Here is a 21183-nt window from a genome sequence, read left to right on the forward strand (position 1 = left end):
GTGCGATCGCTAATCAGTAGTACATACGTATTTAATTAGCGAGAATGTGTTTGATTGGCTTTACTAGAATTAGTAACAATAATCAATGATGTATCTTGTATTGAATATTATTTATTGAATAGAAAATATTCATCCTATGATTAACCTTCTTTGGTAAATTAAGAGTAGCAGAAATAAAGATGCAAAATAACAAAAAACTAAAACTCCAAGAACTAGCGCTCGCTATTGCTGCCAAAAATTTTAACCTCACTATTCTCAATTCATATTTTCTTAAATATACAACACAAAAGTAATTCTGCAAGAGGTCTATTCAGCTAGGAAGAGTTATGAATCAACCAATCAGTAAAGCTAGTCAGTTTGTCGAAGGTAGCGAAAACTACACAGCTCAAGGCAATGAGAGTAAAGTTGTACAAGGTGATAATAATCATGTTGATAACTCTACTACCACTGAACAAGATATTAAAATTATTGGTCGGCAGGAAGTCGTTCAAAATATTAGTGCGTTTGTTGAGCGAGCACAAACAGCTATTGAAGAGGCTAGAGATCGCCATGCTTTTGAAGCTGAACACTTAGCTAGAGGTGTTACAGCTTTTGCTGAAAGATTGAAATCCATTGCTATAGCAAACGTTAATAAGGATGTTTGTAGCCCGTATAAGGGTTTACTATCTTATAACCTTAACGATGCCGAGCTTTTTTTTGGCCGCAAACGAGCTATTTCCGAAATGCTGCAATGTCTGCAACGAGGACGCTTGACTGTCTTGCAGGCTGAGTCGGGTTCTGGGAAGAGTTCGCTTCTACAAGCAGGAATTGCACCCAGGCTAATTGCAGCTGGCCATTTACCTGTTAATCTTCGTTCTTACAATACTCCACCTAGTCTAAAAATCAAACAGGCGTTTTTGCCTAATCTGGCACTAACACCCAATTTGGCTGAGTCCTCTCTGCGTGAGTTCTTACATCAAGTAACTGGAGTGTTAGGTCAGTCTGCGACTCTATATTTACTGCTTGATCAGTTTGAGGAGTTCTTTACTTTACTAAAAGAGGAATCAGACCGAATCACCTTTATCAATGATCTAGCTGACTGTCTAGAAGATGACAGCCTTAATGTACGTTGGGTGTTAGCCTTGCGTAGTGAGTTTTTTGGCAACTTAGCTAACTTCCGCCCCCGTATTAAAAATCCTTTTGATAATGATTACCGTCTCAACCGTTTAACTCTGGCTGAGGCTGAAGCTGTTATTGTTGAACCAGCTATTCAGCAAGGGGTTAGCTTTGAATTATCTTTAGTTGACCAGTTGTTAGCTGACCTCAAAGGGCAAGATAATGAGATTACCCCACCACAAATTCAATTGGTTTGTTCATCTCTATACCAAGTTTTCATAGAACAGCAGGCTGTCAACCCTCATGTATCTTTGAGCATTACTCAGCAAATGTATGAGGAGGAGGGTCGAGCCGAAGGAATTTTGCGTGGTCACTTGAACCAGGTGTTAGAGCGCACCTTGCCAACCAAACATGAACGAGAACTGGCTCGCCAATTGCTGATCGCTTTGGTTTCTTCCGAACGACACCGTATTCGCCGCACTCGCAGTAATTTGGCTGCTATGCTAGCTAATTATATTATTACTGTCGATAGCTTAGATAACCTACTAGCTCAATTAGTGGAAAGCCGACTGATCAATGTGGAAAAGGACAAAGAAACTGATGAAGCTAGTTATGAATTAGCTCACGATTATTTACTGGATGAAATAGATATTGACCCAGAAGTACAAGCCCAAAAAGCCGCTCAGGAGTTGCTGAATCAGGAGGTTGAAGCTTTTAAGCGTTTTAGCACGCTATTAAATGAGGACAAATACAACATTATTAATAGTCAGCGAGAGTTTTTAACTCTAGATGAGACAGCAGAAGACCTACTGTGCCAAAGTCAAAACTTTTGGGAACGTGAAACTCGGGAAAAGGAAGCCCAACGGCAACGAGAATTGGAACAGGCTCAAGAGTTAGCTGAAGCGCAAAGAAAGCAAGCTGACATACAAACTCGTAACGCCAAACAATTACGTCGTTTTACTTTTGGATTAGGAGGAACATTATTGCTAGCTTTAGCAGGAATGGGTAGTGCCCTTGTTGCTAGAGATAAAGCCAATCAAAATTTAGCTGAAATGACCAAACTTATAAGTGAAGTTTCTGAAGTAGTTCAAGGAGAAAAAAGTGAGGAAATTATTGGTTTTGCCCCCATTCAGAAGGAGTTATTTGAATTATTTTTGCCTTACCATGATTACATAATTCAAAATAATCAATCTAGCAACTTCTGGCAAAGTGCTGAAGCTCACTATCGAATTGGAAGTTCTTCAGAAAAAATAGGAGATAGTATTGGGGCACAAAAACAATTAAGGTTGGCTTTCGAGAAGGCAAAAGCTGCTACGGAAAAGTTTTCGGCTTCAGGAACAGGAACAGTTCCTCCAAAATTGCTCCAGCTTTTAAATGAAATAGCACTCTCTTATGCTTGGAATCGGATGAACTATGGATATCTTGATGAAGCTGAGTCTATCTTGAGTACGGCAAATTCATTTGTGAATAGTTATACAGGAGAGCAAAGCCCTGAATTGATTCGTTCAATTGCTGGACTGGAAAATGGTTTATCAAGATTATATAAGGAGAAAAATGATGATGAAAAATCATTGAAACATCAACGTTTATCTGTAGAGTTTGCTAGGAAAGCTGTGTCTCTGGACAAAGATGATGTTAGGTTCAAGGGTACTCTCGCGGTATATGTGAAAAATTTATCCCTAACCCCTGAATCATTAATGCCAACAGAAGAAGCAGATAGGTATCAAAAGGAAAGTTGTGAAATTGTCAAAGTAGATCGGTCAGGAAATTTTACCGCAGCTTTTGTAAACACAATTGTTAATTGTGCTTACGATGAGAGCCTTCAAGGAACACCTGATGAAAATATTGCAAAATTACTTGATGTGAGAGGGGATCTTAACTTTTTTGTTCGGATGGAACCTTCAAATGTTGAATTCAAGTTGTTACGAGCTTACATTACATCTCGTTTAATAAATATAGAGAAATTTCAACGAGGCGACAAAGAAGCAGCAAATCGATATTTTAATATGGTACTAACAGATTGGTTAGATGTGGTGGGAAATGGAAACACTCTTCCTGTTAATGTATCGACACTAAAAACAGTTTATACAAATATACGAGATCATTTAATTAGCTATGATAGTGCTGTAGAAAAGAAAAATATTTTTGGAAAAATTATAGCTGCCATAGGAAAAAGTAATGATGTTTTTAGTGATTCACCAGAGATAGCTTTAATTGCAGCAGATAGTGTTTACCATAAATTAGAAGGCTTCAAAAAAGAATCAAATCCTCAAGAAAATCTTGCGAATGTGAACGAAGTCATAAGTCGCTTCTCAAAGACAAATATTCTCAAAGACACATCTACTTACGATGAGCGTTATGCTTGGGTGTGTGGTGCTTATGCAACACGGCTGAAAATTAACTATGAAAGTGAAAATATTGAGGATGTTCTGGAAGACTTTAAAACAATTAACGATATTTGTCTTCCGATTTTTGAGAAACATTCGTTTGATTTCTACTTACATGATAATATCTTGGGTGCATATTACCATACGGGAAAACTTCTATTTGAGAAAGATAGGTTTGAAAAGGCAAAACCTATACTTGAATACACTTCACGCTGGGGGAAAAAAGAAGGTTCTAAACTGTTGGCACGGATGTATCAAGAAGGATTGGGTGTGCAGGTTGACAATTCACGGGCTGAAGCACTAGAAACTCTAGCATCTAAGCAATCTATGAAAAGATTCACTATTCCAATCAAAGATTCCGGTATGGAGTTTCCTTTTCATGTTTTTGTGTATCAAAAACCACTTGACTATCCATACAAGGGAATTGATGACCAAGTTGAATGGTTAAAACAAGCTAGAGGAATAACAATACCAGTTGATGTTGCTGATTCTTTTAGAAAACTCCATAAGATAGCGGTAGAAAATAATGTTTCATTTCCAGACTTAGCTGCTTATGCGGTGGGCAACAAAAATAAAAAAGAGGAAACCACTAAGGATTAATGTTCCCACCAGATTGAGAAGTAGGTTCATAGTAAAGGACTACATCATTGAATTGAAAAGGTTGTGTTCTAGTGGTGTGTTGAAGTTAAAGCCTAGCGTGGCAAAACTTACTAGAGAAGACGACTCTCTAAATTAGCCAAGTAACCCTTGGGGTCTTTGCGAAATCGATACTGTTCAATTCTGGCTTTGTGGTGTTTTTGCAATTGAGAGCGTAATTCGAGCCACCTGATAAGCAATCTCGAATTACCCATAATACTTCATATCCAATTTCTGGCTGCATTCCATCGATCGCTAATATCACCCGTCCTTGATTAGCCACTATTGCTTTTAACCTTTTATGATCTTTTAGCCATAAAGAAAGTAATTCGTCATATCTGTCAATTAGGTGCGTGACCGTTCTTTGACTTATACATATACCCTTTAATTCAAGGTGAGTGTGTATTTGGGGAACACTTCTATGTTCCTGGTATCGTAACGCTCCTATATAAGCAATCACATCCAAACCAAATTCGCTCTGTGGTAGAGCGAGTGACCCTTCTTGCTCTGGGCGATATGCTTTTTTATACCGCAGACATGACTTATTTCGACATCGACGAATTTTTAGCTGTAGTTCTACTACCCCGTTTAACGTTCTTATATGTCGAGGATTATTGTATTCATTCCACATTGCTTGACCGCACGAGGGGCATTTTTTTTGAACACAATCGAGTACTTCAAACGATGTTGCCTCTGGTTTTAAACTTTTTCTTGCCAAGTTTTTGCACCATTATTTCGCTACAAGGTCAAGATTACAGGATTTCCGCTCTTCTCTAGTAAGTTTTGCCACGCTAAGTTAAAATTGCTGTAATTCATGTGCAACAAACATTTCGGCAGGTATTGAGTTCAAGTTAGAGATTTTGTGAGAAGCTGACCATCCAAAACCAGGCTCAGTTGCCCATTGGCAACAATGCTAGTTCCTTGGATATAAGCAGCAACTGGAATTGCTTCCCCCAGAGGATGGATCGCAGAGGATTGCTTGCCAATGATGCAATCTACTTCTAAAGCACATCGTTTGTCTAAGTAACGAAATACTAATAAAGGCTTATCCTGCTTGAAAGCATTTAGTGTATATGTGCTGTAAGTAGTAACTGAGGTGGGAAGGTGGCTAGGACAAATCAGCACATCAGTCAATAAGTGGATAGGAACGAGCATTTCTGTTGTTAGATGCTCATCAGCATAACCAAGGAAGCCACTGGATCTACCATAAGACTGCAATAATAACATGCGTCCCGCTTGAGTTTGGATGATTTGTTCGGACTGGGATAGATAAATCTGCTCTACAGAATCGGCAATAAATGCATAGACTCTGGAGTTAGCTTGACAGACGATAAGTTGAGCAATTTTTTGATCGAGGGGAATTTGGAGGGAGAAGGCTGTACCATGTCCAGCTTTAGACTTCAATACTATTCTTCCCTGAATAGCTGTTAATTGCTTGCAAACTTCAGTTAATTCTACTCCTAACTCTAAGGCAGCGCGATCGCACAAAACAGATGAAACCTCTGGTTCAATTACCAGTTCTTGTAAGATATCCCCTGGTTTTGTCAGGGCGAGTCCTTGGGCTAAAGCTTGTTGATAGATTTGAGATAAGTTAAGTCCTGTGCCATCATCACAGCCATCAATAATCAGTTGATTTCCTTGCTGATAAACTTGAATTTCGATGATACCATTGCTATTTTTACCAAGGTGTTGGCGTGTTTGGGAAGACTCAATACTCTGCTCTAGTAAATAGCAACTTATATGTAACAGGAGAGCATGGAGGCGATCGCTAAATGCCCGATCGACTTGGATATCGCTAATTTGTAAATGTAGTTTAGCAGACTTATCTTGTAGAGCTTGTAACTGAGACCAAAGCCGATGTAAAGGTTCTAAAGCTACTTTTAAAGGAATAGTTGTAACTTTTTTGACTAAATTGGCAGAATGGTTCAGTAACTTTTCCTGCTGTAGGAGTTCTTGTTTGAGTTGATGATGATTGTTATTCAGCGAATCAACAGTTGATTCCACCTGAGATGCTTCAGCCAAAACAGATTGCAGAGTACTGTATAATTGCTGAGAGCGAGAAGCAGCGAGAGGAGAAAGGGTATCTGAAATTGCTGCTAAACGTCCTGACCATTCCTGTAGATTATCCAGCAGGTGTTGTAATCGTTTAACTTGTCGGAGCAACTGCCCGATGGTATGTTTCTGTTGTTCTTCCTGACAAGCTTGCTGATTATAGTTAATTAATAATGTTGCAATTAGCGCGTTTAGTTGTTCGAGATGCTTAATATTGATGGGTGTGGCGGTTGGAATACTTGTTGCAAGAATGGTAGAAATCGATTCTTGCAAAGAGAGTGGATGGCGATCGCGAACAGATTTAACTAGGGATGCAACAGAAGTTTCATTAGGCAGAGAAAAATCCCCCAACCAAGCATGAAAATCTTCTTCCCCATACTCCTCCAGGTTTGTTAGTTCCTCTACTTTGATGGGAAGCTGCTCGGTATCTACGCGAACAAGGCTGCCAGACTGGGAGCTAGTTCCATCTATTTGTTTCCTATCAAGACTTTCCTTATCTTTAAACATAACTTGCTCTGGAAGAGCCGCAGAAAATTCTACCTCGGTCAAGTGATCGCCAAACTGAATAACTGGTTGATGTTCCTGTGGTTGCTCTAGCGATGTCTCAAGATTTGTTTGCTGGGAACCGCCAAACTCTGCTTGTAGACGAGCAACAATGGCAGACATCCGCTCCAGAATTTCTACTTCGTCAATTTGCGAGGCTGTTAAAAATGCCATCAACAGCATCTGTAAGCAATCTAATCCTTCCGACAACAAGGAGGCGATTGGGGCGTTGACAGTTGCCCGATACTGATGCAGAAGCTGAAAAATCTCTTCTAGTGCAGCCGCAACTATGGCAATGGCATCTAACTCAGCTGCTATGGCAATCGAATTCAGAGAGTGAGCAGCTTCCATGAGAGCCAAAGCTGTACCAGGGTTACTGTCTTTTGTATAGTTAGGCAACTCCTGCTCCAAGAACAGTAACAGATCGATCGCTTCTTCTAGAAAGGGATCATCGTTCTGCGGTTGGGGGACAAAATCGGTACTCATGAAAGCAACTCTCAGTTTCTATGGGGTTTGTGACAATTCTATGGCTTCGATATTGTTTGGAGGCTACAAGCAGCGATGTCGGCGATCGCTCTAAATTGCTTTTGGATTTGGGCGATTGACTCCAGTCCAGCACTGATTTGGCGATCGCACGGTTCGATAGCAGAAGCAACGTCTGTTGCTGCCACCTGGAGTTCCTGGAACCATTCCTCTATATTTAGGGTGCTGTCGCGGGCTTGACGGGCAAGAATTTCCACCTGTTCGGCAGCAGCTAGCAAACCTCTTTCCTGCTTGCTAGTTTTTGTGGCTTCGATGGCTGTATTCAGGGACAAAACCTGAATTTTGGTACTCAAGCCTTCCACAAGGTGAACAAAGCCAGAAGCTTGCTGGCAAAATTCACCAAGGTATTGCAGCTGTTTATTAGTAATAGCAACAGTATCTTGAATAGACATTAAATGCTCGCCGGCAAGCTCGGCGATTCTTGCTCCTTCTTGTACAGCCTGGCTCACCTGTTGAAATGGCACTAGTAACTCAGACCGATCGAGGGATTCAAGCTGTTGAGCTGGTGGAGCTATTATTTCAGCCGAATGCAAGTTAATTGTCAACATCATTCCTACTTGTTGCAGCAAACTACGTTCTGCTTCCTGCCATTGTCGGGGTTGAAAGCAATGATGAACAACTAACAAACCCCAAGGCTGTTGTTTGACAATCAAGGGCAAGCACAGGCTAGCTTGCACCTGAAAGCGTTGCCAAAATTGCTGTTGGCGGGGAGTTAGTTCTAATACTTCAGTTAGGTTGTTGAGTAAGTTTTGTCCGTCGCTAACATCGGGTTTATTAACAAACAAATTTATCGGTAGGGATTGGTTGAGCAAGGATCTCCAACCTGCTTGTATAGCTTCAGCGATCGCTCGACTGCGATTATCTTCCTCAAAACGATAAATCAGGACGCGATCGGCGTTGAGAAAATCTCGCAGGGCGGTGACTGTAACCTCCAAAAGTGCGGTTTGACCTTTTGTCTGCTGCATTTGCCGATCGATGGCCGCAAGTTGTTCTCGCTGGAGTTGAAAAGCTCCTCGAACATTTTCATCATTGTCACTGGGCGAATCCTTAGCCAAAGCTTGGATAAAAGCTTCGATTTGACTCACCTTCTGCTGCAATTGAGCGACCTTTGGCCCCTTAGCAGATTGAAAGACTGCTTTGATTAGAGCCACATTAGCCAAAATTTCTTCTATCTGGATTTCATTTTCAACAGGCTGGGTTTCAGAATTAGGGTCTAAGGTTGCGATCGTCACAAAAAACTCCTTGGCAGCATCAAGTTAAATTAGTGGGTTTGCCATTGCAATGTCTGGGCGATTGCTCTGGTGTCTAAAATCCAGCGATCGCCTGGCAGAATACCTCGAACAAAATTTAGCAGTTTGTTTGGGGAAAAGTCGGTTGGTGCCGATTGTGCTTGTTGTAAATCCTGCCACTCTACATCGTAGACATGAGCCACCAAAAACCCGATTACCTGATTTTGCAGTTCGATAACCAGAACCATTGGCTTTTCTGGTCGTGACTGCCGCTTCAAAAGCGGTGCATAACCAAGCAAATGTTCTAAGTCAACCAGCCGTAGCATCTGTCCTTGCCAATTATAGAAACCTAAAATCCAACTTGGTAAGGCCGGGGCTGGGGAAATTTCTTGGCTAGCGAGATGAATAATATCCTGTAATGAGTGGAATGGTAGCAATCCACTTCCTCGATCGCCCAAGGAAAAACGCAGAAATCTTTGCCGTTGTTCGCCTGATGTCAGCCCAGCAGCCAAGGTTGGGGTTGTTCCGGGCAACCCCAACTTATCAGCCAATATCTGGCTCATGCCTAGAAGAAGTACTTTGAGTGGTTCCTCATTTGGTGCTACAGGCAAAACAGCCATGTGGCTCACACAGCTTAACTCCGCTACTTGCCGATAAGACCACGGCACCGGACGCACTGCTTCTAAAGGAATATCGATTAAGGCAGGGGGCTTGTCCACAGGAATGCCACAAATTTCCCCAGTCCGCGTTTGAGTCAGAAGTAAGAAGCGCCCTGAAGTATCAACCACAGAGGGAACTTGATGCGGCTGTTGGCCTTGTATTTGCTGAATGAACTTCTGGCGTAAGTCCACAATTGTGATCGTTTGCGCTCCCAAATCAACCATCCCGATACCACTTTCAACCGTACTGCTACTAATAGGGGGACAAGCCATCACCTTGAGAACTGCACCAACTGGCAGAGCAAATAAATAGTCTGCGATCGCAAAAACAACGACTCGTAGTGAATCGTGCTCGCTCACAGCGCCAGATAATCGCTTAAACGGAAAGGGAGTGTTAAGCATAAGTCGGTAGGTGTTGAAAACTGTGGTTAGGGGGCAGGGGGGCAGGGGAGAAAGAATATTAACGCTTCATTAGCCAAGGTGAGGGGTCAGTAATCATATTTACCAAACCACCTAAGATCCGATTGTAGATTCCATGTAATTCTCTGCCTAATTCAACATCCAAATAATTGCACTTAACAGCAAATTCAATCCATGTTTGTGTTTCTGCTGCCTCTGCTTCACAGTCATTGAGTTTAGCCACAAAAGCTGCTTCATATCTACGTTTTCTCCAAGCTTCAGCTAGATTTGCACAAACAGAACTTGATAGCGAGCCTTCGAGCGTCTGATCTAAGAATCTGATCAGTTAATGAATACCGCTCCTCGACAGGAAACTTTTTAGAGAGTTCCAAGATTTTCATGGCTGCATCAAATGCCATTTGATAAACTTTCAAGTCTTGATGATTTTTAATTGGTTCTTTTTCCATCTCCATCTCCATCTACTCCTCTGCTCCCCTGCCCCTCTGCTCCCTGCCTTATCTCAGGTATGAACCAGTTCAGCGATCGTGGCGAGGAAGTTCTGTTCTGAATAGGGTTTGGTCAGGTAAGCTTTTGCTCCTAGACCCAAAGCTAATTGGCGGTGCTTCTGTCCGCTACGAGTAGTTAGCATAACCACAGGAATCCCGGACAAACGCTCGTCTTGGCGACGGTGTTCTAAAAACTCAAATCCATTCATACGCGGCATTTCAATGTCACAAATCACTAAATCAACATCACCGTGTTGCAGTATTTGCGCGATCGCCTCTCGACCATCGCCTGCTTGCAACACCTGATAATCGGCTTTCTGGAGCGTCTGCACCAAACTTTGCCTTTGTACAACCGAATCTTCCACGACTAACACCATCAGTCGGTTAGGTTGAGCAACGGCTGTATTGACTTCTATCGGTTGTTGCTGCGGTTGCGTTATAGTTGCGGATTGCTGCGCCTCTAGAGCAAGAACAGGCTCAGGCGCGGGCAATATTGCAAGACTTGATGCTGGGGAAGTCGGCATCATATCTGTCTCCCAAGTTTGCCGAACTAACTCCAACGGGTCAACGATTAGGGTCAGACTACCATTTCCCAACACGCTGTAGCCTTGGATGTAACTAGGTAAAGTCAGGGCTCTGCCGAGGGATTTAATTACTAATTCCTGCTCGACTAAAATCTGATCGACTTGCAAACACAGGTATTGATGCTCTGTTTCCAACAGCAGCAGAGGTTCGACGGTGTTCCGTTGTTTGACTGGAAAAGGACTTAGATTTAAATTGTGGTCTTGGGTGAATAAAGAATATTTGTAATCCAGCAAATTGGCAAGCGAGCGGATGGGAACTAATTGCTGATTTTGCCCTTCTCCCCACTGCCAGTATTTTTGGCTACCTTGCCCGTGTAAAGATTGCTGGACTTGAATCTGCTCTGGCTGCGGTAATAAAACCTGGCTAACTCCTTCAGACAGCAAGCCATAAGTAATACCTTGAGATTGACAAACGAGCAAGCGTGCCGTTGTCAAGCTCAGAGGCAATTGCAGCATGAAGGTGGTTCCCTGCCCTGAAAGCGATCGCACCACAATCGAACCTTGTAAAGCTTGCAATTGAGTGCGAACGACATCTAAGCCGATACCACGGCCAGATAACTCACCAACCTGGTTGGCGGTAGAAAAGCCTGGTTCAAATAATAACTCTGCCAGTTGGTCTTCTGAGGCGTAGGCGGCTTGTTCGGGAGTCAGCAGGTGTTTTTCTATACCTCGCTGACGAATCGATTCCCAGTTAAAGCCTCGACCATCATCCCGTACCTCAATAGTAGTGCGGTTGCCTTGATGATAGGCTTTAATTGTAATTGTTCCGGTTTCTGGTTTACCCTGCTGGCGACGGGTTTCTACCGGTTCAATGCCGTGATCGAAGGCATTGCGAATCATGTGCAGCAACGGATCGTACAACTGCTCAGAAATGGCTTTATCCACCAGCACCTTCGTACCGCCAAGCTTGAGTTCAACAGGCTTATGATAAGTTGCTACCATCTGTTGCAGGAGGCGGGGTAATCGATTCAACACTGTTCCCAGTGGAACCATTCTGGCTTGCAGCAAATCTTCCTGCGCTCCTGAAAGCAGTTGCTTGCGCTTTCCGAGACTGAAGCGAGATTGCTGAACTAAGCCATTAACAGCCTCAATCTGTTCTCCTAATTGCACCATGTCTTCTGTCAGATTTTGCAGGAGAATGTGCAACTCGCTATAGTTATCCATTTCTAAGGCATCAAAATTGGATTGTGCCTCGGTAGCAGAGATAACTCGTGGAGATCCATGGATATGTCGCTGCTTGCGTTCGGGAAGCAGCAGATGTCGATCCGACCAAGTAAAAACTTTACTAAGTTGTTGTTGACAGTACAAAAACTGTAGTAGGGTGTCTTGCGCTGCTTTGTGGATGTGGTTAGATTGCAGGTTTTGTTGGTTTTCGCTGATTAGCAATTCCCCAATTGTATGGCTGAGGCGATCGAGCTGTTCTATCGCGACTCGGATACTGGGAAGTGATGCTGATGACTGAGCCTGGAGGCTTGGCGCTGGTGGTGGAGAGGCTGGCCGATCTGAGTCTGAGTATCGGCAGGATGTCTGTGGATCTCCGATCCAGATTGACTGTAAAATCCGATCTATGGCAGAGGGAGCTACTACCGAATCCTGAGAAATAGGTGCCAGTACCTCCGGTGTTTTCGGTACGGAGTTATCAGTCCGCTTCGGGAAAAACGACCAAATTGATTCCGCTTCGCTGGCACTGAGGAGGGGAGATGGTTGATTCTCAGTTGTAGTCGTTTGTGTGGGTTGGGCAGCGATCGCAACTGGCTGCCCTTGCGGTTCTGGGACAGGAGTAGTTAGTCCTGCCCATTCTCGCAATTGTGGAGATATTTCTCCCCCTTGAGTGCGATCGCCTGCAAGTACTGCTGTTTGAGCTGCTTTAAAATTTTCTAAAGCCGCCTGAGCGATTTGCAATACTTTGTTTGGATGTGCTTTGAGCGCGTTTAGGGTCGCCTGGGCAATTTCTTCCAATCCAGATAAGCCATAAGATGCTGCTAGTTCGACAAAAAATTCTGCTTGGGAGTTGAGTGTTGTTTGGATTTGTTGCGGATCTTGGCTTTGGATGTCAGTTTCCAGCTGTTGCAAATCCTGGAGTACACTCCCGGAAAAGATTGACTCTACGACATCAAAGCCAAGTTCTTCCGAACTGGGAAGCGGAGCCTCACGACCAAAAAAGTCGCCTAGTTTATGTTGGAGTTGAGCAAAGATTGAGGCAGTGCGATCGAGTATTTCCGCCTCATTGCAGGATAAGCCCATCAAGGCTGCACTCAATGGAGTTCGCAGGCACTCATAAGCATCTAGAAGCAAAGCACCCAGTTCTGGATCAATTTCCAATTCTGGAGCGTATAACGCCTGGAATACATCTTCCAAATGATGGGCAATTGTCTGAATAGTTTCTTGCCCAACACTGGCAGCACTCCCTTTGATCGTATGGGCGCTTCGCATCAAAGCATGAACTTTTTCTATTGTTTTTTCATCAAGTAGACCGATCAAATTCTGCTCAATGGTTTGTAACAACTCTGCCGCTTCCGCAAGAAAAGCCTGCTCTTGATTACTGGGATCGGGGTTCATAACAGTTTTGCGAGATTAGTCAACTTTGAACTGGCTAACGCTGGTTTCCAGTTGTTGTGAAGTCATCCGTAGTTCCTCAAAAGACTCGGAAATGTGGATGGCACTTTCTGAAGTCTTGCGGGCGATCGCCGAAACATCCATCATCGCCTCTGTCAACATCTGAGATTGCTGACTTTGATGGGAAACTGCTTGGGTAATTCCTTGTACCAGTCCACCAATTTCGTTGGTAGCTACTACGATCGCACTCAGGGAATGACGAGTCTCATCGATCAAGTTCGAGCCTTGGACAACTTGGCTAATCCCTATTTCCATTGCTTCGGTAACTTCGTTGGTGCCAGCTTGAATTTCTTGCACGAGTCGCTCAATTTCTGTGGTGGCACTAGCCGACTGATAAGCCAGGGAACGAACTTCATCTGCAACCACCGCAAAGCCTTTGCCATACTCTCCAGCACGGGTAGCCTCGATCGCAGCATTGAGTGCCAGCAAGTTAGTTTGAGTGGCAAAGTTTTCAATCAGACTCACTACTTTCGAGATTTTCTGAGAAGCTTCACCGAGGCGTTTAATTTTCTTCGCTGTTTCAGACACGGTTTCCCGAATCTCCAAAATGCCATCTACGGTTCTTTCCATCAGGGAATCACCAGCTTGGACGGTGTTATTAGCTCTTTGCACCGCCTGTCCTACTTTTTGGGCATCAGCAGCGACTATCTGGGTGGAAGTTACCATAATTTGTAATTGTTCCAGAGCGTGTTCGAGGCGTTCTGCCTGCTGTTGAGCTTGGTCAGATAGTTTCACTACTGAGATCGTATTATCGCTGGAAGTTTCACTCACTCTACCAGCAGCAATCTGCACTTGTCGCACTAAATCTCGCAAACTTTGGATCGTAGTGTTGTAACCATCGGCGATCGTCCCAATTTCATCTTCAGATAGGGGCGCTCGAACGGTAAGATCGCCTCTGAAGGATGGTTCCAAAGCCATGAGAACGCGGATTGCTCCTTGTTGCAGTTTTTCGCGGGCGGTGCGTTCGCGCTCTGCTGCTTCTGCTAGTTGCTGCTCTTGAGTACGCACCTGTGTTAGGTAGTCTGCAAGATTGAGGGCAATACCAATCTGGACGCTGGCTTGGTTGAGAACATCCTCCTCCGATTGCTCCCACTGGCGCGGTGCGCTATTTTGATAAACTCCCATCAGCCCCCATAGCCGATTTTCTTGAAAAATCGGAGAAATCATGTAGGCTTTAGTTCCCCACATTTCTAACAATTGGATGTGACATTCGTCATGACCGACAGTATATATATTGCCAACCTGCAAACTTTCTTTGCGGACATAACGCCCTCCTTGGTTGTACTGGAGATAGGTATCTCTAACTTTGGCAAGGCTAGTTCCCACCAACTTAGGCCAATCCCCAGTCACAGACTCAACTACAAATTCTCCAGACCAATCAGGCTCAAAACGGTAAACTCCAACTCGATCTACTTTCAGCAGTTGACGAAGTTCGTGGGTTGCAAACTGGATAAATTCCAGAACATTACCATGACTTTGGGCCATCTCTGTTAACCGACTTGGCAGGCGATAGGAAAATCGGGCGTTTGCTACTTCCCGTTCTGCTAGTTTGATCAGTTCCTCATTCTTGCTTAAGGTTTGTTGTAAGTATTGCGATTGTTGAACGGCAACCCCAAACTGCGTGCCGATTTTTGCTACCAAGTTGACTTCATTCTCTTGCCATTGCCGCGGTCCGCTATTTTGATAAGCTCCTAACAAACCCCAGAGCTTGTTTCCGGCAATAATCGGGGTAATGATATAGGCTCTAATCTGGAATTGCTCTAGAATTTTCAAGTGGCACTGGGCATGCCCAGCAGTGTAAACGTCATTAATCACAAACGTCTCGTTGTTGCGATAGCGTCCACCTTGGGTTTGTTGTAGGTGTTCGTCTTCCCATATAGTTCTGATATCGGGACCAACCAAAGCCACCCATTCACGACTTACGGATTCGGCAATAAACTCCCCACCCCAATCTGGATTGAAGCGATACACTGCGAGACGATCGCATTCCAAATGCGATCGCAATTCTGGTAGGGCATTGCGGAAAATCGTATCTAGCTCTTGAACTTGGCGAATTTTTTCTGACAGCCGTGTTAATGCTCGTTCCCCTTCTGCGGTTCTGGCTAACTCTGCATTCTTCTTCTTGAGCTGTTCGATATACCTAACCTGTTGCAAGCCTATACCCATTTGCACAGCTACTTTTCGCAACAGTTGTACATCCTTAGATTTCCACTGCCGAGGGCCAGTATTTTGGTATGCTCCTAAAAAGCCCCAGAGTTTGTTTCCAATAAAGATCGGAGCAATCGCGTAAGCTTTGGCCTGGATTTTTTCTAATATCTCTAGGTAGCACTGAACGTGACCGACAGTGTAAATATCATTGGCAACAAAGGTTTCATGATTGCGATAGCGTCCGCCCTGAGTTTCTTGTAAATGTTCGTCCATCCAAATCGTTTTGATGTCGGAATCAGCTAAAGACAGCCATTGATCTTTTACGGATTCGGCAACAAACTCCACACTCCAGTCGGGATGAAAGCGAAATACTGCCAGGCGATCACAGTGTAGTTGTTTGCGTAAACTTGGCAGCACATTCAGGAAAATTGTATCTGCCTCTTGAGCTTGGCGAATTTTTTCCACCATCCCTGTCAGCACTTGTTCCTCTTCTGCTGCCCGCGCCAACTCTGCATTCTTCGTTTTCAGTTCTCCGATGTACTCGGCTTGCTGCACGCTTAACCCCAATTGAATGCCCAATTTGGTCACTAATCGCACCTCCTCGGAATTCCACTGGCGCGGGCCGTTATTTTGGTAAGCTCCTAACAAACCCCAAAGTTTGTTTCCAGCAAAAATAGGGGCGATGGTGTAGGCTTTAGCCTGGAACTGCTCTAACAGGTCGATGTGGCACTGGGCATGACCAACAGTATAGATATCATTGACGGCAAAAGTTTCATTGTTGCGATAGCGCCCGCCTTCGGTTTGCTGTAGGTGTTCGTCTTTCCATACGGTCTTGATATCGGGGCCAACCAGAGGCACCCAGTCAGTTCCGACAGATTCAGCAATAAATTCACCACTCCAGTCAGAGTTGAAGCGATATATTGCTAGGCGATCGCATTTGAACAACTGCCGCAATTCTGCCAAGGTAGTACGGTAAATTGTTTCTAGTTGTTGGGAATGACGCATTCTATCCGTCATTCGCGCGATCGCGTGTTCTACTTCAGCTACTTGTGTCATTTCTAGATTTTTTAACCGCAGCTGTTCGATATATTCAGCTTGCTGGAGGGCAATACTCAACGGTTCGCCGATCTGCAACAAAGCACCGGTCTCTTCCTCAGTCCATTTCCGAACATCAGAATTCTGATAGGCTGCTAACAAACCCCAAAGATTACCAGCACGGAAGATAGGAACAATGATGTATGCTTTGGCTTGGAACTTCTCTAATGATTCTAAATAACAAGGTGAAAAACCAGCAGCAGAAATATCGTTGACTTTACGGAAGCGCGTTCCTTTGGCGTACATTCCACCCTGCGTTTCCTTGAGATAGGTATCGGCATCAGCTTTAACAGGGGAGCCATAATCCTTAATATTGCAACGTTCTGAAGATATCAAACCTGTTTTTAAAATGCCGTCTTGTTCCTGCATCTCCACCAGTGACGACCAACCAGCACCTACAGATTCAGCAATAACTTCTCCACTCCAGTCTGGATGAAATTGATAAACGACAACGCGATCGCATTTTAAAAATCGCCGCAACTCTTGGGTCGTAATCCGGAAAAGGGTGCGAAGATCTGTTGCTTGCCCAATCTTTTCAATAATGCCGAAAACAGTACGTTCTCGTTCAACAAGTTTGGCTGACTCCTCAGAGCGATTATAAAGTTGTTGCTGATATTGCAACTGTTGAATCGCAATACTAGACAGAGATGCAACCTGCACCATCAGTCGAACTTCACTATCTTTCCACTGACGAGGCTGAGAATTTTGATAGGCAGCGAGCAAGCCCCACAACTTTTCTCCTTGGAAGATAGCAACAATAATGTATCCTTTGGCTTGATAGGTTTCTAAAATTTTGATATAGCAGTCAGAAAAACCAGCACTGTAGATATCATTAGTGACTCGATAAATCTGTCCGCGATGGAAATTTTTGCCTTGGGTGTGCTGAATGTAGCTATCTGCATTGTGCGATCGCCCCGTTGTCCCAGCTAATCCCCCTTCGTCTGCAAGGTTCCTAACACTGCAATAGTTAACGTTATTGACAATTGCTGGGTTCTTTCGCTGTTCTTCTAATAGAGAAACCCACTCAGATCCAGCAGATTCAGCTACAAATTCCCCACTCCAATCTGGCTGGAAACGATAAATTGCGACGCGATCGCATTTTAGTGACTGTCGCACTTCTTGGGTGGCAACGCGAAAGATGGTATCCGCATCTTTGGACTGGAGAATTTTATTCGCTACACGAGTAAGGATTTGGTCTTTTTCCACTTCTTGTTGCAATGCAGCCTGAATCGCGGCAACTTGCAGTTGCGCTTCTAATTCCTGCTCGATTAATTTTAGTAGCTGAATTTCAACATTCTGCCACTGGCGAGCAGCAGTGCATTGCTGCACTACCAACAAACCCCAAACCCCATCTTTTGCTAAAATCGGCAAACTCAAACAAGCTCTTACCTGAAACCGCTCCACGAGCTGCTTTTGGTAAGGGGACAAGCTTGCAGTATGAGTATCTACGATCGCAGCTAATTTTTCTTGTTGATAAAGCTTGGCAGAACCTAACCCAAAAGTGACGGCGGGCAGTTTTTCCTTCAGCATTGGGGTAAAGCCATCCCTCATCGCCTCCGCAACAACTATCCCCAGCGTCGGATTCGTAAACTCATAAAGCACCACACGATCGGCTTGCAGTGCGCTTTGTACCTCTATGACAGCAGTGGCAAGCAAGGTATCTAGATCGGAAAATTGGCGGATTTTGCTAGCGATCGCCTGTACTTGTTCTACCTCTAATCCATCTCCTCCGTCTTGATATGGCAACACACTTAGCAGTTCTTTTAACTTGCGGATTCTCTCTCGCAATGGCCCTGTTTCCACCCAATCAGCTTGATCCAATTCATTTCGTAATTCTTCTAGAGCGGAGGTGATTTGCTGTTTTGCTGGTACATCAACGGTATGCCCGTTATCGGTTTCCTTATAACCGTTGCTGGAATTTGAGCGAGGTTGGCTGGGTGTATGCATTACCATGATCTTTCTTGCTATGAAGGTTGTCGGAGTTAATAAGTAGAATGCTTTAGGGCGCTAATTTTTTTAGAACGGCTTCAGCGTCCAAAAGCCTTTGTGCATCCGCCCTTGGCGTTGTATAGGAAGCTCTGAACTTTAAAGAGGCTGGAGGGCTTGAATCACAACCTGGGTGTCAAGTAACATCAAAGGGCTACCTTGAGAATCCACAAAGTAACCCTGTAAGAACGAGCCTAGTCGGGCAGGTAACATCGATGTCGAAATTGCTAACCGCTCTTGGGGGTCATGAACTTCAATAGTATTGACTTGCTCCACCAACAGCCCGACGGTTTGATTCTGGACTTGAACAAGCATCGCCATGCCAGAGTTTCGCACACTTTCCCGCCGACACCAGTGTGTTGCTCCCAACAAACCTGCTAAATCAAGAATCCAGATCGCTTCTCCCCGCCAATTCATTATGCCTAATAAGAATTCTGCTACCTGCGGTACTGGTAAAATCTCGGTCAGTGCAACCTGAATTACTCCCCGCAAATCAGCTAATGGGAGTAACCCATTTACCTTTCCATTCAACGGAAATCTTAAAAACCTCTGGTTGTTTCCTTGGGAAGAGTTTTCAAGTCGAAATTGGCTATTAATGGGTAGCGAAGAAAAGCTATCATTGCTCTGTACCATTGCCCCAGTTTCCTTTAGCGAATAAATTTACTAACAGTCTGGAGCAAGGTATTTTCGTCTACAGGTTTGACTAAATAGCCATCAGCGCCACTCATATTGCCCCAAGTTCTATCAACATCTGTGTTTTTAGTTGAGCAAATCACTACCGGGATTCCTTTTGTTGTCGGATCGGCTTTTAACTTGCGGCAGAACTCAAATCCACTTTGACCTGGCAAAATCAAATCCAGTAAGATTAAGTCAGGTTTTTGTTGTTTCAACCTAAGTTGAGCCTCTTCACCACTACGAACTTCATAAACTGAATATCCTCCTTGCTCTAGGTAACGTGTCATCTTTTCGGATTCTGTGAGGCTATCTTCAACTAAAAGAACTTTTTTCATTTTTTTCCTAACTATTTAATTCAGAATTTGAAAAATAATGGCGACAAATAAATTAACACCAAGCTAGATTTAGGGAGAAATTTACCATCAACAATCGGTTTTGAAAATGGATGTAGGGGAGCCACTGATATGACTACCGCTTGACCCTAAACACTTAAATACTTGTGAAGCATATTCAGTACTTTGTCTTGTTCTACAGGTTTACCTAAAAAGTCAGTTGCTCCTACTAATTTTGCTCGCATCCGATCTACTATTCCATCTTTCCCCGTTAAGATGACAACCGGCACATTTTTGAGACTTGGAGTTTTACGGATTTGAGAACAAATTTCATAGCCATTCACTTTTGGCATCAAAAGATCCAAAAAAATGAAGTCTGGCTTGCTTTTAATTAGGTTTAAAACTGCCGTCAAGGAATCTTGAATGCCAACAAAGCGATAACCTTGATGGGTGAGAAATTCCTCCAAACTGAGACAGATCGTCGGACTATCATCCACACAAGCTACTAAAGGTCTTGAGACATCAATAATTACTTTGCTAGCCGCTGGGAGGCCAACTTGTAAAATAGTCTTCTCTTCTTTCTTCAATGAAGAATTGGAATTATTAACTGCATTGGACGGACTGACAATTTCTTTGCTAGTCGCTGGGGGAGCAACTTTGTTGAAATTGGGTGCAACTTGTATAACAGTATCCTCTTCTGTCTTTAGTGAAGAATTGGAATTATTAACTGCACTGGACGGATTGCCAGTTTCTTTACTAATCACAACCTGCCTGAGCTTTGGGGTAGGTGAAAAAGCGATCGCCCCTGTTTTTACCAATGTCATCAATAACCGAGTCAAAGCTAAGACATCCCGACCGCTTTTTTGCCCTAGACCTCGTAAAGTTTTTGTGCCATCAACTAGAGCAATAATCTGTTTAGAGGATGCTTGTCCTTGGAGTAGCTCAATTTGTTGAATGATCGGAAATAAATTGGGCGAGTAACTAGCCAGTCCTGCATCTCGCCATTTTTGCCAGGCTTGTGTAGCCTTTTTCAAGACTTCCTCAGTTGGTATTACAGCTAAGAGAACCCCAGGAACTTCACCAACAACGGTAGTATGTGATAACTGCCCTGCTGGATTGTCGCCATTTCTTTTGGCTTCAATGTACTGCATGATATCAAACAGGACTTCAGCTATTGAGCTTGCAATCAGGCTAACTAGTTGTTGTTGTTCGATTAATTTTTGTTCTCGCAACTTAGCAAGAATGGAATACTCGCGGTAATTTTCCTGGGGAGAGACAAGCTGCTCCAACTGTGTCACATCCAGATTAGAACAGTACCGCAACAAGTGTCGTCGCCATCGCTCATCGGCATTAGAACCGCCAGCCTGCCAAATTAATCGTCCTAAACGAAAATATAGTGTCCAAGTCGGCCCATCCCTGGCTTCAAGATTTAGCCTGCCTGTAAATAATTTAGTTTGAAGTTGCTCGATCAATTGATTCACAATAGATCGCACCTCCTTATATATCTTGAGTTTTGCATTTAAATTAAAATTGCTTAAACAATCCAGCTTACTAACTTTATGTGCGATTGCCAATAGCTCAGTTCAAAACCTTGATTGAGCTATCCCAGTTTGTTATATCCCTTTCCAATCTGGATATTTTTAAAGTTCAAAACCGGAAGCTTGAACAAAGATATAAGCTCTTTTTCTAATTATTAAT

At 43.6% G+C, this 21183-nt stretch carries 9 protein-coding genes and 2 pseudogenes; 1 reads left to right on the top strand and 10 read right to left on the bottom strand.

The window, feature by feature from the left end:
• The first annotated feature begins 326 nt into the window (after positions 1-326).
• Positions 327-4082 carry a DUF2610 domain-containing protein gene (locus tag GNF10_RS24580; protein WP_179076911.1) on the top strand — a complete coding sequence of 1252 codons (3756 nt, stop codon included), beginning with the start codon at positions 327-329 and terminating at the stop codon, positions 4080-4082.
• A 223-nt stretch (positions 4083-4305) separates the two neighbouring features.
• Here the strand turns inward: GNF10_RS24580 and GNF10_RS24585 are convergent.
• The 10 genes and pseudogenes from GNF10_RS24585 to GNF10_RS24630 all read right to left on the bottom strand — a co-directional run.
• Positions 4306-4749, bottom strand: a pseudogene (locus tag GNF10_RS24585) (ISNCY family transposase); the annotation flags it as partial.
• Between the two features lie 215 nt (positions 4750-4964).
• A complete protein-coding gene (locus tag GNF10_RS24590; protein WP_185587085.1) occupies positions 4965-7199 on the bottom strand; it encodes a chemotaxis protein CheW in 2235 nt (744 codons plus the stop codon).
• A 38-nt stretch (positions 7200-7237) separates the two neighbouring features.
• Complete coding sequence (locus GNF10_RS24595) at positions 7238-8488, bottom strand: GAF domain-containing protein (RefSeq protein WP_185587082.1); 1251 nt, start codon at positions 8486-8488, stop codon at positions 7238-7240.
• A 29-nt stretch (positions 8489-8517) separates the two neighbouring features.
• Entirely contained in the window at positions 8518-9504 is a 987-nt protein-coding gene (locus tag GNF10_RS24600; RefSeq protein WP_311774208.1) for a chemotaxis protein CheW, read from the bottom strand.
• 100 nt (positions 9505-9604) lie between these two features.
• Positions 9605-10010 (bottom strand): annotated as a pseudogene (locus GNF10_RS24605) (four helix bundle protein).
• Between the two features lie 53 nt (positions 10011-10063).
• Positions 10064-13192, bottom strand: coding sequence for a hybrid sensor histidine kinase/response regulator (locus tag GNF10_RS24610; RefSeq protein ID WP_185587078.1), 3129 nt, complete (start codon positions 13190-13192; stop codon positions 10064-10066).
• 15 nt (positions 13193-13207) lie between these two features.
• The gene (locus GNF10_RS24615) at positions 13208-18445 is read right to left on the bottom strand and encodes a GAF domain-containing protein (protein ID WP_185587076.1); all 5238 of its coding nucleotides are present in this window, start codon (positions 18443-18445) and stop codon (positions 13208-13210) included.
• 132 nt (positions 18446-18577) lie between these two features.
• Positions 18578-19111 carry a chemotaxis protein CheW gene (locus tag GNF10_RS24620; protein WP_185587074.1) on the bottom strand — a complete coding sequence of 178 codons (534 nt, stop codon included), beginning with the start codon at positions 19109-19111 and terminating at the stop codon, positions 18578-18580.
• Between the two features lie 14 nt (positions 19112-19125).
• A complete protein-coding gene (locus tag GNF10_RS24625) occupies positions 19126-19488 on the bottom strand; it encodes a response regulator transcription factor (RefSeq protein WP_012408767.1) in 363 nt (120 codons plus the stop codon).
• Positions 19489-19634: 146 nt separating this feature from the next.
• Positions 19635-20966 carry a response regulator gene (locus GNF10_RS24630; RefSeq protein WP_185587072.1) on the bottom strand — a complete coding sequence of 444 codons (1332 nt, stop codon included), beginning with the start codon at positions 20964-20966 and terminating at the stop codon, positions 19635-19637.
• Positions 20967-21183: the final 217 nt, after the last annotated feature.

The organism is Nostoc sp. UCD121 (assembly GCF_014222285.1).
GTDB lineage: Bacteria > Cyanobacteriota > Cyanobacteriia > Cyanobacteriales > Nostocaceae > Nostoc.